This window comes from Glycomyces rhizosphaerae (assembly GCF_042647865.1).
GTDB lineage: Bacteria > Actinomycetota > Actinomycetes > Mycobacteriales > Micromonosporaceae > Glycomyces > Glycomyces rhizosphaerae.
In genome coordinates this window covers 1-14,129 of sequence record NZ_JBHRWO010000023.1, presented here as the reverse complement: position 1 = coordinate 14,129, position 14,129 = coordinate 1, and the positions used below count along the sequence as shown (strand labels likewise).

Sequence of the window (14,129 nt, the reverse complement as noted above, 5' to 3'; positions counted from 1 at the left end):
GTGGTCAGTGAGTCAAGCGGGCCGAGGAGTGCCGACATGGCGGAAGCCGAACCGAGACCGAAGCGGTCCAAGCCCTTGAACCGCGATCGGGTGATCGCGGCCGCCGCCGCCCTCGCGACCGCCGAGGGCCTGAGTTCGCTCACGATGCGCTCGCTCGCGGCGGACCTCGGGGTGAAGCCGATGTCGCTCTACAACCACATCGGCGGCAAGGAGGACCTGCTCGACGGCATGGTGGACTTCGTGTTCGCGCAAATCGACCGGCCGGATCCGAAGGGGCCGTGGCGTTCCGAGCTCCGCGCCCGATCCGTCTCGGTCCGTGCGGTGCTCGCGCGGCACCCGTGGGCGCTGACCTTGATGGACTCCCGGTCGAGTCCGGGCCCGGCGACCATGGCCCACCACGACGCGGTGGCCGGCGTGCTGCTGAACAGCGGCTTCACACCGGCGATGGCAACGCGTGCCTACACCGTGATCGACGCCTACCTGTACGGGTTCGTGCTCCAGGAGGCGGCGATACCGGACGCGGATCCCGAAGTGGGCCTGTCGATGGGCGCCGCCGCCGAGGCCTACCCGTACTTGACGGCGCTCGCCGAAGGCCATCTGCTGCAACCGGGTTACGCGTTCGCCGACGATTTCGACCCGGGCCTCGACCTCGTGCTGGACGCGGTCGAGGCCCTCCTGAAGTGACATCGGCTCACGGGTTGAGGGCCGTGATGATCACGACCTCGGACTCGTCGTGCGGCAGGTAGCGGACCCGCACGACCATGCCCGGCTGGACCTGCGGGACGGCGCTCGCGTCGATCGGCTTCTGCTGGTCGAGGTCGAACTGGGTCTGGTCGGGGCGGGTGATGCGCAGCCGGAGGTCCATCACCGCGCGGTCGCCGCGGATCTCGCCGGTCGGGTTGAGCGCCAACACGACCGCCTTCGCTTCGATGCCCTGCTCCGAGATCTCGAGCTGTCGGGGCGTGACGAGGCCCTTCGCGACGCGCACTCGGTCGAGCACGGCCTGCAGCTCCTCCTGCGGGGCGTCGGCGGCGATGGCGACCCGGCCGTCGGTGCTGCCGGGCCGGTAGCGGACGGGCAGGATCGCGCCGGGGACGACGGCCGCGAGCTCGGTGAGGTCGATGATCGCCTTCGCGACCCCGCGGAACGACTGCCCGTCCATGGTCTCGACGTCGAACAGGATCTCCAGCTGCGGCTGGTCGTTGATGGTCAGGCCGGTGCGGTTGGCGGACACGATGGTGCCCATGGCGATCGGGGCGCCCTCGAAGCCCTTGGGGACGAGGCCGCGCATCTGCCGGAGGGGCTCGATCGCGCGGCCGATGGTGGCCGAGAACGGCAGGATCGAGAGCGCGATGATCCCGCCGATCATCCAGCCGTTGACCCACGCGGTGGGGCCCTCGCTGTTGAGGCCGGTGAGAACGAACATGACGGCGCAGACGCCGACTGCGGCGATGACGAGGAGGTTGAGTGCCTTGAACATGAGGTGTTCCTTTCGGATGCGGTGTGGGTTGAGTGTCGGGTCGCGACCGGCCCTACCGGTCACAGGTTGCGGAGGCCCGGCTTATGCCGGGTCGCCGAAGAGGTCGGTCGCGCCGATCTCGACGCGGTCGATTGAGCCGTCAGGGGCGACGAGGACCAGGTCGCTGTGCCACGTGTCGCCTTCGGGCGCGGCGATCACGGCCGTGTAGCCGTTCGCGCCGGTGAGGGCCCGGCCCAGGTGGTCGCCCGTGTTGAGCGATGCGGTGACCTGGCCGGTCTCCAGCGAGATGACGTGCAGCGCATAGCCTTCACCGGCCGGATCGGGCTTGTGTTCGATGAGCGCGTGCCCCGAGGCTGCGCCGGCCGCGGTCTCGCCGAGCCCGGTCCACAGGTCTTGTCCGGCGGCCGCCGCGTCCTCCATGAAGTCCTCGATCAGTTCGTCCACATCGATGTCCACGGAGAACGTGCTCGTGACGGCCGCCTGGTCGAGGACGATCGCGGCCTCGTAGAACACGCGGGTGCCGAGCGCCCGCTCGCCGTCGGGGCTTTCGAGGACGAGGCTCCCGCCGAGCGCGCCGTCGGCGGTCGGCTCGATCCGCAGGCTGCTCTCGCCGTCGGCGAGCAGCGCCTCTGTGGTGGTCATCCCGCCGATGTCGGGCACGGGGCCTTCCGCGAAGAGCAGCCCGGACCAGGTCGCCGCAGTGTCGGCGTCAGACGGGACCGCTTCGAGTGTGTCGAGGGCGATGACGTGGACACCGCCGTTGACGTCGAGCGCGACAACCGCGCCGAGCGCGGGATCGAACGCGTAGGCCGCGCCCGAGACCGCTTGGGCCCCTTCCAGTCCGGTGACCTCCCCGGCCTCGACCGCGACCGAGCCGTCGGAGAGGGAGCGGATCTGCAGGCCGTCGTCCGTGTTGAGGTAGGCGTACTGCTCCCCCGCCGCCACGACCGCCGCGTTCCAACCGAGTTCATCCGTGAGCTTCACGTCCCAGGCCGTGTCGCCCGTGGCGAGCTCGACGGCGGCGAGCCGCACTTCGAACATGTCGTTCTGCATCGACTCGATCAAGCCCCCGTTGCCGACCCGGTCGTAGGGCACGAGCGCGAGCTCCGTCCCGTCGTACGCGCCGAAGCCGACACCCGACTGGACGGTGATCTGCGGGTCGGGAGCCGACAGGTGCTCCCCCACGATCGCGACGGCCCCGATCCCCAAGGACGGCACCACGATCAGCCCGAGAATCGCGAGAACACCGGACCGGCGCGCCCTCTTCGGCGTCAACGGGTGGTCCGGGGTCCCGTACGGGGACCGCACGGGCGGCTGGTGGCTCGGGAACGGTCGGGCCGACGAATAGCCGGGGACGTGGCTCATGACGGGGCTCCTCTTGCGGTGAGCGGGCGACGCAGTCAGCGTCGCCTCCCCTCGGCCCCTACCGGTCACAGGTTTCAGCGGCCGAACTTCGCGCGTCACGATGCCGGTGCGATCCGACTACACTTCGCGACATGATGCAAGGCATCGCGGCCGCGGCGGCCGTGCCACGGGGCATGCTCATCGCGGACGCGTGGGCCCAGCTCGGCGATGCCGTCGCGCCCTTGAGCAACGCCTCCGGGCGACCCCTCGCCCGCACCGTCAAGCTCCTCCTCGACCCGCTCGTGCTGCGCCCCACCCAGAATCCCCGCTTCGCGGGCGGCCTCATCGGCGTCGAGCACGTCGACGAGCTGCGCCGGGCACTCCAGGACGCGGGCCCGGCGCTGGCCGCGACCGCCGCATGGTTCCAGCTGGTGAAGCGGGCCCGGCGCCGCGCCGGAGTCACCGAGGGCCACCCGCAAGACCTCTATTTCCAGCGCTGCTTCGAACTCGCCCACCTGCACGGTCATCCACGGGACCAGCCCGGGGCCGAGGCCATCGCGGCCGAGACCGTGACCGACGTGCACGCCGAACGCGGCGAACTGACCGTGGATCGCCTGCGCCGCTTCATGACCGACCCAGCGCGCGCCGTCGAACTCGCCAGGCTCCTGCGCACCGCGTGGGAGGACCGCGCACCCGAACCACGCGAGCCTGCACCAGCGCCCGGGCTCACCGAATTCCTGGACGGCTGCGTGACCAAACCGGACGAACGCCTCTGGCAGACCTTGGCGGACAACCGCATCGGCACCGCCGCAGCCGCCGAACTCGACCGGCCCGGAGTCGCACGCGACTTCGGCCTCACCGAACGCGACCGGCCCACGCCCCCAGCCCTGGGCGACCGGGCCTCGAAACGGCAGCTGCCCCGGCCCTTCGACCGGTCCATCATGGAACGACTCTTCGCCGCGTTCACCGCGGTTTTCCAGCGAGAGTCCATGGCCGACATCCCTTCGATGGTCGTCGGCGAGATCCACCGCTCCGCCGCCGCCTGGCAGCTCGCAGGCGAACCCGGACGCGTGGCCATGGCACTCGGACGCGAGGCCAGCGCCGTACTCGACGGCAGTTCACCCGGCAACGCCGCACCGGCCGTTCCGGCATCCGACGCCCACGCACGCCTGCAGCGGCGCTGGCAGCGCGAGTCCTATGTGCATCGCGCACTGCGCCTTCCCGACCCGGAGGCCGCCGGGATCCCCGAAGACCTCCGCGAAGAGGTGCGGACCGTGCGGCGGGCCTACCTGCGCCGACTCTGGGCTCGGCTCCACGGCCGCGAATTGCGCAGCGAGAACACTGCGGCGGACGAGGTGTGGGACCTGCTCGACGGCGTGCTCCGCTCAGTCGTCATGGACCAACGCGACCGGCTGCGGCGCGCGCTCGAACGCGAAGGGGGACAGGCATGACCGAGTTTGCGGTCGTGCAGAACGGCGCAGTGGTCACGGTCGGCCCCTTCCGGCCGCATCCCGAGCGGGTCGCGCTCGTCGAGGCGCGCGGCGCACTCCTCTACTGGGACCAACTGGAACGCCGAGCGCATCCGGCAGCCGAAATCTACGACTCCGACCAGGCCGCCGCTTGGCTGTGGGAAATCTTCGGACCCGATGCGGCAGGAGCGATCCTCGCCGGAGCCGACACCATCAGCACCGAATGGACGTCACCGGTCCTCGACGCCGCCCGCCGGCTCGCTCACTTGTGCTGGGCCGAGGCGTGGTGGCCGTCCTCGCACGCGGCGGCCGTCCCGGCCCTGTCGCAAGGCGTGCTCCGCGCCGAGGCCGCCGCCAGCACCGCCGCCGTCGAACATCTCCTCGATGACGAGGACGCGATGACTCGCGTCCTCGAAGAGGTCGACTTCGGGGCATTGGCCGCACTGGAAACGCATCCGCTCCTCGGCGGGGAAGCCTTGGCGCTCAAGGCGATGCTGCTCGACCTCGCGGAGGACGCGGGTGTCGAACCGTCCGAGGAACCGGCCCCGATCGAGCCCGGCGGCTGGACGCTCGCAGCGGGCGGCAGCCACGCCCAGGACCTCGTGGTCGCCAGCGGCACGGCGCCAGTGAGCTGGGACCTCGTGCCACAAGGCCTGGTCGACGCCGCAGCAGACGCGAGCTGGACCTTCGCGCAGCGCGCGGACCTCTCGATCCTCACCGTCAGCGTCCCGGCCGCACCGGCGGCGTACGAGGCCGCGCTTACCGCACGGATCGCCACCGCCGAGATCGGCCTGCACCGCGACGAGAACACCGGCATGTTCACCGGTGAAGTCGAAGCGCCGCAAGGGTTCCTGATGCTCCCGGCCGCGGCCCGGGCAGTGCACGTCTTCGCCCCCGCATTCGCGACCGCCACCGCCGTGCCCGATCCAGTCGCCGAGACCTGGAGGTCGGCAATCGTCGAGTTCGCCCGCGAACGCCTCACCGCCCCCGACGCCGGCCTCGCCGAGCGCGCCGCCGCGTTGGACACGCCATGAGCGAGATCCCCGACAACCTGATCGGCCTGCGCGGCAAAGCAACCACCGGCCCGCGCTGGGCCCGGTTCCGCGAGCTGAACAACGCCGCAGCACTCCTGGTGGGCGAAGGCCGCGTCACCGAGGCGACCGCGATGTTCGAGGAGGCCTACCTGCTGACCCAGGTCGAGGACCTCGACGCCGCCGGATTCGACTGCCGCGCCCGGGTACTCGGCAACCTCGCCACCGTGGCCGAAAACCGCGGCGACACCGCCGAATCGCTGCGCCTCGCCGAAGCAGCGCTCCTCGCCTGCGACAGCGCTGAGCGCGAAGCAGGCGACCGGTACGGCACGGTGGCCGTCCGGGCCAGCGCCCACATCCAACGGGCCCAGACCTTCCAACTGCTCGGCCGACTCGACGACGCCCTCGCCGACCTCGACACCGCCCTGATGCTCACCGCCGAAGCGGATCCGGGCGGGGACGATCGCTGGCTGGCGTTCATGCTCCACAACACCCGCAGCGTGCTGCTCATCGGCCTCGAACGCCTGGAAGACGCCGAAGCCGCCGCCCGCCGAGCCCTCGAGTTGGCGACCACCCACGATCCGCGCCTCGCGGGGCACCCGTATGTGAACCTCGGCCTGATCGCCCAGGCCCACAACGATCACCACGCCGCCATGTCGTATCTGCGGTTGGCCGAGCAGATCCACTCGGCCTCCGGGGACAGCGCGCTCGCCGCACTCGCCGTCGCGAACCAGGGCCGCGTCGCCAGCCGCCAAGGCGACTTCGCAACGGCCGGGCGGCTCCTCGCCAACGCGGAGCGGGCCTTCCTCGACGGCGAGCAGCCGCTGCACGCCGCCGAGATCCGCTACAGCCGCGCCCACATCGCGTTCCAAGGCGGCGACTCCGGCCTCGCGGGTTCACTGCTGCCGCAGGCGATCGAGACCCTGCGCACCGCGGGCCACGTGACGATGCTCGCCGAAGCCCTCAGCCTCCACGGCGACATGCTCGCGGCCGAGGCCGACTTCAAGGCGGCCGAGCGCGCCTACCTCGAAGCCCGCGCCCTGTATGAGGCGACCGGCGCGCGGTACCACCTCGCGCGCCTCGACATGCGGCGTTCCTTCGCTGTCTCGACGCAGTGCGAACTCTCGAAGAATCCGTTCAAACAGCAACGGCTGCTGCACAAAGCGCTCGACCTCTCGCTCCCGTCAGCGCTGGCCACCGACGCGATCCGCCACCAGTACACGCCCGGCCGGGCCCGGGAGCAGTGGGCGGCCACGGTCGCCATTCCCGCGATGGCGCACGCGTTGCACCTGGTGACCGCGCTGCGCGATGGCGCTTTGATTTCTGAGCTCCTGGAGCACATGAGCGGGACGGTTTCACTCAACGCTCCCAACTACACCGTCGGAGCCGCCGAAAGTTCCGCCACAGAGCTCCCCGAGCTGGTGCTCCCGAGCAGCGAACTCGACGAGTTGTCTTACGCCGCTTCCGCATTCGTCACCGGGATCTCGGAGGACTTCCCGGCCGCGCGATTCGCACTGCCGCCGCGGCTGCGGGTCAACCCGAACCGTCCCTCCGCATTGGAACCATGGATCGCGGAGACCGAACGACGCTACGGCTTCGCCATCCGATCAGACCAAGTGGTGGACGCATGGTGAACACACCCGAACGCCCGACAGTGCAGCTCAAGCTCGTCGACACCGACCACCTCTTCTACTCATGGCGTTGGGAACACGAGCTCGGCGCGATCCAGAACATCATGGTGCCCGGGGAATCCGTGCGGCCGGCCCTGGATGCGCTCGCCGCCGCACTCCCGACCCCGCTGCCTGGCGAGACCGTGGACCAGGCGCTCGAACGCTCACTGACCGGGGCGTTCATGGACCGCAAACGGGAGATCGAGCTGACGCACGCGCTTGCGCACGCACTCATCCCCCACCAACTCGCGATGGAACTGAACGGGTTCCTGGAGCAGGGACTGCGCCCGCACGTGCGCATCCAGCCTTCCCACGCGACCGCCCAAGTGCCTTGGGAGGCACTGCATGTGGATGTCGGCGAGAGGTTCGTGACGAACGCCGACATGTCGGTGCTCCCACCCGCGACGGTACGCAACGCGCCTGAGCGCCGGGTGTCCCCGTGGAGGCCCGATGGTGAGGTGGCGGCAGTCCTCGACCCGAAGGTGCCGGGCGGCGGCAGCGCGCTCGGGTCAGTGCTCGGCCCAGAGGGTGCGGCGCTGGCCAAGGCGCTTGGACTCAACGAATCGGACTTCCGCCGCGCGGACCAGACCAGAGACATCCTCCAACCGTTGCTCGCCGATGCTTCTCGCTTCCTCTATGTAGGACACGTGACGACCGCAGAGCACGGCCTCGACGCCCGCCTTCATTTGAGTTGCGGCCCAACCACCACCGGCCGAGCCGCGGTCGTCGCGGGGCACCGCCCGCTGACAGCAGCCGACATCGTGCTGGGGCATCGCCCTGATTCGCCCGGCGGCTGGAGGATGCCGAACCGCGTCGCGCTCGTCGCTTGTGAAAGCGGCGGCGAGGTCCGCTTCGCGGAGCCGGTTGGATTGGTCGCCGCGGCCCTCCACGCGGGCGCGCAGTATGTGACTGCGACCCGCTGGCTCCTGCCGACGGACGCGGGCATCCGCCGCTTCGCGCCCGAGGCGACGAAGGAGACCACGGTTATCCCCAAGGTCGCCTTGGCTGTGGATAAAGCCCACCGGTCACCGGACCCGGTTGCGGCCCTGAGCGACTGGCAGCGAGCACAGGCCGCCCGCTGGGAATCCGAGGGAAGAGTCGAAGACTCCCCAATAATCTGGGCCGCCTTCGGCACCGCCCACGGCTGACCGTGCGGTTTCATGCCCGGGGCTGGACCTGCCCCAGCATGGCGATCAGCAGCCTGGATCGAGGAAGGATCGACCTAGCGAACGCGCGGCAGTTCGGGCGCGCCGGTGATCGGTTCGACGGTTCCAAGAATCGCGATGGTGCCGTTGTCGAGCTGGTCGCTGTCGAGGACGATTTTGCCGTGGCTGCCGTCGGCGGCGACCAGTGTCCACCGGTAGTCCTCGGCGGATTCCGGGGCGAAGATCGCGCGCTTCTCGACCTGGGTGACGAGTGCGACCGCAACGGTCAGGTGGTCGGGCGCGCCGGTGTGCTCGGCGAAGGCATCGAAACCAACGAACTCGGCGAATGACCCGGGCCCGGAGCCGACCGCGACTTGCGCGATGACCGGCTCCACGACGGGGGCGGCGAACTCTTGGCCATCCCAGACCTCAATCTGGCCACGAGGAATCGCGAATGCGTCAACAGCAGCCTGCACCAGAGCCTCCAGCTCCACCGGTTCGATGAACACAACGGTGTAGTCACGCATCAGGCTCTCCCTTGTCCTTGCTCGAACACGCGACGAGCGTGCTCCCAAGTTTCGTCGGTCATGTGACGACGGAACCGGGCGATCTTCGGATCCTGCTCGGCGGCACCCCGATCGCCGTTGTAGGCCACAAGGCCCTTAAGCGCGGTGAACTGAAGCTTGTCCATTGCGACGAACCCATCGCCCTTGACAGGGTAGACCGTCCCGGAGGGAGTCTCCAGGCCGTAAATGCGGTCGTTGACCTCGTAGAGGTTGTCGCGTAGGTGCCGCGCGTGTCCGGACTTGATCGCTGCGATATCGCGATCAGTATCGACGCGAGGGAGCACCACGGTGTTCTTCTCTTTGGCGGGGCTGTTGAGGCCGATCCGGTTCAAGAGGTGGCGTTTGCCGACGCGGGTAGGTTCGGTCGAAGCTGCAGGTCCTGAAGCGGCCGTCCGAGCGCTGGGTGGTTGCCCGCCGCCACCGGACGCTCCACCTGCTCCGGCTCGTGCGGCATCCACTGCCGCGAGCGCGGACGCAAGTCGATCAGCGATGGCGCCGGCTTGGGCCTGGCCTTCCTCGATCCGCTGAACGCTCGTGTGGATCTGAGTCGAACCGCGTTCGACACCAAGGGCTGCAAGGCGATCTCGAACCTCGGCAGCTTGATCTCTGCTCGCCGCAATGCTGGTGGCAAGGTGGCGAACCAGGTCAAGGCTCGATCGGATGGCCTCCGAGAGGGCATCGAGCGAAGCCATAGGAGCGCCCCGGGTTCGAGTTTCGGAACGGAAGGTTAGGCGGTGAAGTCGAACTCGCCGTCTTTGGCCCCGGCGAGGAAGGCTTCCCACTCGGCGCGGGTGTAGACGATGACCGAGCCATCGGGGTGCTGCGAGTGACGCACCGCAACCCGGCCAGAGCTATCAGCCAAGGGACCAACCTCCACACACTGTCCGTTGCCGCTTGTGCTGCGGGTGCTCTTGCGCCAGCGGATTCCAGCAAACTCGCCCACCGAGAGCTGCTGTTCGGTGCTCATCGCATCTCCTTCAATCGATCGGCGAGCAGGTCGCGCGACCGTTCCACGGATAGTGCTTCTCGGTCAAGATCCTGCCACACATCCTCAAAAACGCTCGCTTTGGGCTCCTCGACATATAGCCCGCCAACTCGGGTTTCGATATGAGCTACCGCCGGATACGGCGGCGGCAGATGATAGTGGGTAAAGGTTCCCTCGGAACCCTTGTGCGGTCGCGACTCCTCGGGAATGAAGCGGATCGTGATGCTGCCCAGCTCGGTGAGATCCAGCAGATGCCGGAGCTGTGCGCGCGTCACCTTCCGTGAGCCCGTGATGCGCTTCAAAACCGAGACCTCGAAGATCGCATCGATCTGCGGCGCAGAGTCTCCAACGAGAATCTTCTGGCGATCAATTCTGAGATCGGCCCACCGAGCGATCTGCTCGGCCGATTCATGCCCGAACTTGAGTTCAGTAATGACTGCCGCGGCGTAGTCACGGGTCTGAAACAAACCGTAGATGAGGAAGTGCTGGTAAGCCCGGATGTGGCTGGCACGGCTTTCCAGCCAAGGCACATCGATGAAGTCCCTGCCGAAGTCAGCCTTGTGGTTGTCCCCCCAGTCCCGTTGCCATGCATCTTCGCAAATTTGCTCCAGATCGGCCCGCTGCTTGGGATCGGCTACGTCGTAGAGGGTCATGAGTGCGACCAAATCGGCTCGCCGTAGCGGGTATTCGCCGTTCTCGTAGCGGCTCATGGTGCTTGCGTCTCGCTGGAGGTATTCGCCTGCTACCCGCAGCGACATCTTCTTGGCAGTCCGCAGCTCTCGAAGTTTCTCGCCAAGCCACTGCGAACGGAGAGAGGGTCCGGGTCCGGTAATGATCGCCATCGCTACTCCAAGCCTCTGTCGGAGAACCGACAGAAAATTCTGGACCGGATCGAGTGAGGCAATATTGCCCGACTCGATGATGTGTGCCATGATACCAATCAGGCACGAGGAGTGCATCTTGGGATTCCAGGGATGGGGTTCGCGAGGTGGGACATTTCGTGCCCTCAACAGAAGCCGACCGGGGCGGGAGACCTGGCTACCAACCTGCACCCGCCCCGGTCTTAACAGACATCGGAGGTTGATCCGTGTCCTCGACCATTGTCGCGCACTCACCCGACAATCCCAACCGCGATCAGCGGCCAGGTGTCCCGCTCGTTCGGGGGACCTTCACCGACAAGCAGACCAACTTCACCGTCTGGACCTCCAGCGTCCCAGCACCAGACTCGTTCCAGGTCGCGTTGACCAACAACCCGGCTGACCTCGTGCTCGTCGTATCGGGCGTCAACTCCGGTCACCTCCATGCCACATGGGGCCAGGAGTGGCGAGCCTTCGTACCCGAGTGGAAGGCGTGGGTCCAAGACGCCGCCTTCAAGGTCTTCTACAACGGCCACGCCGACGACCGCCCGAACCCCGGGAAGGTGCGCTTCTGCGATGGCTGACTCAACAAGCTCCCCAAGCGAACCCGAACCTGACCCGCATCCGGACACCGACGGCTGGCTCGGCACCTTCCATCGCGGGCCGGCCATCTTCTCGGTCTTCCGCGAGATCGCCACCGACCACCCGTTGACCGCCTCGGAATACCGCATCGAATGCAACGACGGGGCCGGTCCCCGGGTCATCTGCCGGTTCTTCGACGACACCGAACCCACACCAGAATGGTTCGGAGCCTGGAAGAACGACGAGTGGTGCCCGTGGATCCTCAAGCGGGCGTTGCGACTCGTCGCCAAGCCCGAGAACACCTGAATCCCGATCGCGCAGAACAACACAGCACAAAAGCCGGTCGATCCGCTTGCGGATCGACCGGCCTTTTCAGCTACTCAGGCGAGCTCGCCGAGCAGTTGGGTCGGTTCGCCTTCAAGGGCCAGAGTGTCGAGGATGGCGAGGAGCTGGTTCTCCTCATACCTGAAGTGGGTCTCCATGACCGCGCCGATGCCGTCGAGGTGGCGGTGGAGCTCGTCGGGCTCGGCGTCCGAATCCATTGCGGCCGTGAGCTGGCCGATGAGGTGCTCGAGCATGTTGTGGTCGCTCATGAGGTTGGCGATCACGGGTTTGAGCTCGGGGTGTTCGGCGATGACCTGCGGGAAGAGGCCGCCGTCCTCGCTGCGGTGATGACCGCTGAGGGCCGAGCAGAAACCGCGGCAGAACAGGAGGAGATCCTGCCCGCCCGTTTCGTCGAATTCGCCGTCGATCGAGCGGCGGGCGAGGTCGAGCGCCTTGCGGAGGCGCTGGTGGACATTGCGAAGCTGGGTGCTGAAAGCGACCAGGCGGTCGGTCTCGGAATTGATCGGTGGACTCCTTCTGATCCGGCGTCCCACCCACCGGGCAGGGGCGCCGCAGGCGATCCTACCCGCGCCCGACAAGACCGCGCCCTTACCGCGGCAGCCCCAGTTCGCCCGCGCGCAGCCCGGCCTGGAAGCGGGAACCGGCTTCGAGCTTCTCCATCAGCTCCGCCACGCGCCGCCGGTACGTGCGTAGTGAGACGCCGAGCCGCCTGGCCGCCGACTCGTCGGTGAGCCCCGAGCCGAGGGCGTTGAGGATCACGCGGCCGTCGGCGTCGAGGTGTGGCACGTCGCTGCGCAGGTAGTCCTCGAAATCGACGGCGGCGTCCCACACCGCGCGGAACAGCGATTCGACGCCGTCGATCAGGGTCTGCTGCGTCGTCACGGTGTACTCGCGGCCGCCGATCGTCTCACGCCCGGCGAGGATCAGCACCCGCCGGTCGATGAGGATGATCTCGTGCGGCAGCGGCGAACCGCTGATCCGGACCAGCGCCCCTTTGTCGCGCACCAGACGCAAATGCGCGCGGTCCTCCTCATCGGCGAGCGCGACCGGGCTGAGCAGCTTGCGAGCGGTGAAACCGTCGCCGCCCGCGTCCCGCATGCGATGCCGGATCGAGGCCCTGGCCTCCGGCTGCGCCCAAGTCTTGAGGTCTCTTGCGGCGCACACGAACTCGGTCCGCACCGACGCGAAGAGGTGCCGGGCTCGCGAGATCAGCTCGTCGTCGCCCCGCACTGAGAACACCGGTTCACTCCGCATCGTCCCAGTCTTCCAGCAGGTTCGGCCCGCGGCAATCGCCGACTGGCAGCAAGCTGCCAACGGCTCGCCGGAAACCGCGGTGGCGGACAGGATCGGCCTCATGACGAACCAGACCTTTTCCCTCGGCGGCGACCAGCCCGTCAACCGGCTCGGCTTCGGCGCGATGCGTCTGGCGATGAGCACCTTCGACGGTCCGCCGCGGCCTCCGGAGACCGGTATCGCGGTGCTCCGCCGCGCCGTCGAACTCGGCGTGAACCACATCGACACGGCCGCGTTCTACGGCAGAGGCGCCGTCCACGCCAACGCGCTCATCCGCTCCGCGCTCGCGCCGTACCGGGACGGCCTGGTCATCGCGACGAAGGTCGGGCCGATGCGCGAACCGGGCGGCGCGCCGACCGGCGAAGCGACGCCCGGTCAACTGCGCGGCCTGGTCGAAGCGGACCTGCACGCCCTCGGCGTGGACCGACTCGACCTGGTGTACCTGCGAGTGGGCGGGATGACCGGCCCCGACGAGGCCTCGATCGCCGACCGGTTCGCGGTGCTCGCCGAGCTCCGCGATGAGGGCGTGATCCGGCACCTCGGCGTCAGCAACGTCAGCGCCGCTCAGCTATCCGAGGCCCGGGCGATCGCGCCCGTCGCGGCGGTTCAGAACCGGCACACCGAAGACCTTGCGCTGCTGGCGGAATGCGAGGCGGCCGGCATCGCGTACGTGCCGTTCTTCACGCTCGGCGGCGGCATCAGCCCGCTCGAGACCGAGCGGCTCGGCAAGGTCGCCGCACGACTGGACGCGACCGTTCAGCAGGTCGCGCTGGCCGCGCTGCTCGCGCAGTCGCCGAACTCGCTCGCGATCCCCGGCACCGGCGACCTCGGCCACCTCGAGGAGAACGTCGCGGCGGGCGATCTCGATCTCAGCGAGGAGGACCTCGCCGACCTGCGTGCCTGACCGATCGGAGTCGCCGACGCGTGCTCCCCGGGTTCAGCGCGGCGCCCCGCCCGAGAGTCGGGGCGCCGCGGGACTGTGGTTGGGGTGTGGCTGTCTGGTCTTGGTCTGCGCTCCGGGTGGTCTTGGGCAGAGAAGCCGGCGGTTTTCCGGCAGCGGTGCCTTGTGCTTCAAGCGGTCAGCGACGAAGTAGTGGATGGTGGGGCGGGGGCCGGGTAGCGACTGCAGGGCCCAGTTTCCCCTGGGGTGCAGCCTGATCGGGCCGGAAACATGAAATGTTTCTCTTCTTGTGGGTGATGCGACCGCTCTCGGGAAGAGGGATGATTGAGATACGTACAGGGATACGGAATCCGTGTAGGTGAACGAGATGGTGGTAAGCAGACTACGACATAAGCCGATTAGTGTGGGTTGCAGCAGGATTGGTGTCGGGTAGCTCCCGGCCTGGTGCTGTGAGGGAACCG

General features: G+C 68.3%; 16 protein-coding genes. 8 read left to right on the top strand and 8 right to left on the bottom strand.

The window, feature by feature from the left end; all coding sequences use genetic code 11:
* Positions 1–36: 36 nt before the first annotated feature.
* Entirely contained in the window at positions 37–684 is a 648-nt protein-coding gene (locus tag ACFO8M_RS26475; RefSeq protein WP_387981075.1) for a TetR/AcrR family transcriptional regulator, read from the top strand.
* Between the two features lie 7 nt (positions 685–691).
* Here the strand turns inward: ACFO8M_RS26475 and ACFO8M_RS26470 are convergent, their stop codons facing one another.
* On the bottom strand, positions 692–1,480 hold the full coding sequence (locus ACFO8M_RS26470; RefSeq protein WP_387981073.1) for a hypothetical protein: 789 nt from the start codon (positions 1,478–1,480) through the stop codon (positions 692–694).
* Between the two features lie 81 nt (positions 1,481–1,561).
* Positions 1,562–2,845 (bottom strand): PA2928 family protein, encoded by a 1,284-nt coding sequence (locus ACFO8M_RS26465; protein ID WP_387981071.1) that lies wholly within the window; start codon positions 2,843–2,845, stop codon positions 1,562–1,564.
* Positions 2,846–2,976: 131 nt separating this feature from the next.
* Between ACFO8M_RS26465 and ACFO8M_RS26460 the strand changes: the two genes are divergently transcribed.
* From ACFO8M_RS26460 to ACFO8M_RS26445, 4 genes are read left to right on the top strand one after another with little or no spacing between them, the layout of a single operon-like run.
* Positions 2,977–4,275, top strand: a complete 1,299-nt coding sequence (locus ACFO8M_RS26460) for a hypothetical protein (protein ID WP_387981069.1) — start codon at positions 2,977–2,979, stop codon at positions 4,273–4,275.
* A complete protein-coding gene (locus tag ACFO8M_RS26455) occupies positions 4,272–5,327 on the top strand; it encodes a hypothetical protein (protein ID WP_387981068.1) in 1,056 nt (351 codons plus the stop codon). Before ACFO8M_RS26460 ends, ACFO8M_RS26455 begins: the two co-directional genes overlap by 4 nt.
* A complete protein-coding gene (locus ACFO8M_RS26450; RefSeq protein ID WP_387981066.1) occupies positions 5,324–6,958 on the top strand; it encodes a hypothetical protein in 1,635 nt (544 codons plus the stop codon). Before ACFO8M_RS26455 ends, ACFO8M_RS26450 begins: the two co-directional genes overlap by 4 nt.
* The gene (locus tag ACFO8M_RS26445) at positions 6,952–8,142 is read left to right on the top strand and encodes a CHAT domain-containing protein (protein WP_387981065.1); all 1,191 of its coding nucleotides are present in this window, start codon (positions 6,952–6,954) and stop codon (positions 8,140–8,142) included. The genes ACFO8M_RS26450 and ACFO8M_RS26445 overlap by 7 nt, the downstream gene beginning before the upstream one ends.
* Positions 8,143–8,216: 74 nt before the next feature.
* On the opposite strand, the gene ACFO8M_RS26440 is transcribed toward ACFO8M_RS26445, so the two are convergent.
* From ACFO8M_RS26440 to ACFO8M_RS26425, 4 genes are read right to left on the bottom strand one after another with little or no spacing between them, the layout of a single operon-like run.
* Positions 8,217–8,666 carry a hypothetical protein gene (locus ACFO8M_RS26440; RefSeq protein WP_387981063.1) on the bottom strand — a complete coding sequence of 150 codons (450 nt, stop codon included), beginning with the start codon at positions 8,664–8,666 and terminating at the stop codon, positions 8,217–8,219.
* Positions 8,666–9,397 carry a hypothetical protein gene (locus ACFO8M_RS26435; RefSeq protein ID WP_387981061.1) on the bottom strand — a complete coding sequence of 244 codons (732 nt, stop codon included), beginning with the start codon at positions 9,395–9,397 and terminating at the stop codon, positions 8,666–8,668. Before ACFO8M_RS26435 ends, ACFO8M_RS26440 begins: the two co-directional genes overlap by 1 nt.
* Positions 9,398–9,432: 35 nt before the next feature.
* Positions 9,433–9,672, bottom strand: a complete 240-nt coding sequence (locus ACFO8M_RS26430) for a DUF397 domain-containing protein (RefSeq protein ID WP_387981060.1) — start codon at positions 9,670–9,672, stop codon at positions 9,433–9,435.
* The gene (locus ACFO8M_RS26425) at positions 9,669–10,622 is read right to left on the bottom strand and encodes a helix-turn-helix domain-containing protein (RefSeq protein WP_387981058.1); all 954 of its coding nucleotides are present in this window, start codon (positions 10,620–10,622) and stop codon (positions 9,669–9,671) included. The genes ACFO8M_RS26430 and ACFO8M_RS26425 overlap by 4 nt, the downstream gene beginning before the upstream one ends.
* Before the next feature lie 155 nt (positions 10,623–10,777).
* Between ACFO8M_RS26425 and ACFO8M_RS26420 the strand changes: the two genes are divergently transcribed.
* A complete protein-coding gene (locus ACFO8M_RS26420; protein WP_387981057.1) occupies positions 10,778–11,131 on the top strand; it encodes a hypothetical protein in 354 nt (117 codons plus the stop codon).
* Positions 11,124–11,435 (top strand): hypothetical protein, encoded by a 312-nt coding sequence (locus tag ACFO8M_RS26415; RefSeq protein ID WP_387981055.1) that lies wholly within the window; start codon positions 11,124–11,126, stop codon positions 11,433–11,435. Before ACFO8M_RS26420 ends, ACFO8M_RS26415 begins: the two co-directional genes overlap by 8 nt.
* Before the next feature lie 74 nt (positions 11,436–11,509).
* Here the strand turns inward: ACFO8M_RS26415 and ACFO8M_RS26410 are convergent, their stop codons facing one another.
* Both ACFO8M_RS26410 and ACFO8M_RS26405 read right to left on the bottom strand, forming a co-directional pair.
* Entirely contained in the window at positions 11,510–12,007 is a 498-nt protein-coding gene (locus tag ACFO8M_RS26410) for a hemerythrin domain-containing protein (protein WP_387981053.1), read from the bottom strand.
* 55 nt (positions 12,008–12,062) lie between these two features.
* Complete coding sequence (locus ACFO8M_RS26405) at positions 12,063–12,728, bottom strand: DNA-binding response regulator (protein ID WP_387981051.1); 666 nt, start codon at positions 12,726–12,728, stop codon at positions 12,063–12,065.
* Between the two features lie 100 nt (positions 12,729–12,828).
* Here ACFO8M_RS26405 and ACFO8M_RS26400 point away from each other — a divergent pair, with 100 nt between their 5' ends.
* Positions 12,829–13,671 carry an oxidoreductase gene (locus ACFO8M_RS26400; protein WP_387981050.1) on the top strand — a complete coding sequence of 281 codons (843 nt, stop codon included), beginning with the start codon at positions 12,829–12,831 and terminating at the stop codon, positions 13,669–13,671.
* The last annotated feature ends 458 nt before the right edge of the window (positions 13,672–14,129 follow it).

Bases quoted from the DNA above. Each gene is read 5' to 3' on its own strand.
- ACFO8M_RS26475 (WP_387981075.1), top strand. From the start codon at position 37: ATGGCGGAAGCCGAACCGAGACCGAAGCGGTCCAAGCCCTTGAACCGC.
- ACFO8M_RS26470 (WP_387981073.1), bottom strand. From the start codon at position 1,480: ATGTTCAAGGCACTCAACCTCCTCGTCATCGCCGCAGTCGGCGTCTGC.
- ACFO8M_RS26465 (WP_387981071.1), bottom strand. From the start codon at position 2,845: ATGAGCCACGTCCCCGGCTATTCGTCGGCCCGACCGTTCCCGAGCCAC.
- ACFO8M_RS26460 (WP_387981069.1), top strand. From the start codon at position 2,977: ATGATGCAAGGCATCGCGGCCGCGGCGGCCGTGCCACGGGGCATGCTC.
- ACFO8M_RS26455 (WP_387981068.1), top strand. From the start codon at position 4,272: ATGACCGAGTTTGCGGTCGTGCAGAACGGCGCAGTGGTCACGGTCGGC.
- ACFO8M_RS26450 (WP_387981066.1), top strand. From the start codon at position 5,324: ATGAGCGAGATCCCCGACAACCTGATCGGCCTGCGCGGCAAAGCAACC.
- ACFO8M_RS26445 (WP_387981065.1), top strand. From the start codon at position 6,952: ATGGTGAACACACCCGAACGCCCGACAGTGCAGCTCAAGCTCGTCGAC.
- ACFO8M_RS26440 (WP_387981063.1), bottom strand. From the start codon at position 8,666: ATGCGTGACTACACCGTTGTGTTCATCGAACCGGTGGAGCTGGAGGCT.
- ACFO8M_RS26435 (WP_387981061.1), bottom strand. From the start codon at position 9,397: ATGGCTTCGCTCGATGCCCTCTCGGAGGCCATCCGATCGAGCCTTGAC.
- ACFO8M_RS26430 (WP_387981060.1), bottom strand. From the start codon at position 9,672: ATGAGCACCGAACAGCAGCTCTCGGTGGGCGAGTTTGCTGGAATCCGC.
- ACFO8M_RS26425 (WP_387981058.1), bottom strand. From the start codon at position 10,622: ATGGCACACATCATCGAGTCGGGCAATATTGCCTCACTCGATCCGGTC.
- ACFO8M_RS26415 (WP_387981055.1), top strand. From the start codon at position 11,124: ATGGCTGACTCAACAAGCTCCCCAAGCGAACCCGAACCTGACCCGCAT.
- ACFO8M_RS26405 (WP_387981051.1), bottom strand. From the start codon at position 12,728: ATGCGGAGTGAACCGGTGTTCTCAGTGCGGGGCGACGACGAGCTGATC.
- ACFO8M_RS26400 (WP_387981050.1), top strand. From the start codon at position 12,829: ATGACGAACCAGACCTTTTCCCTCGGCGGCGACCAGCCCGTCAACCGG.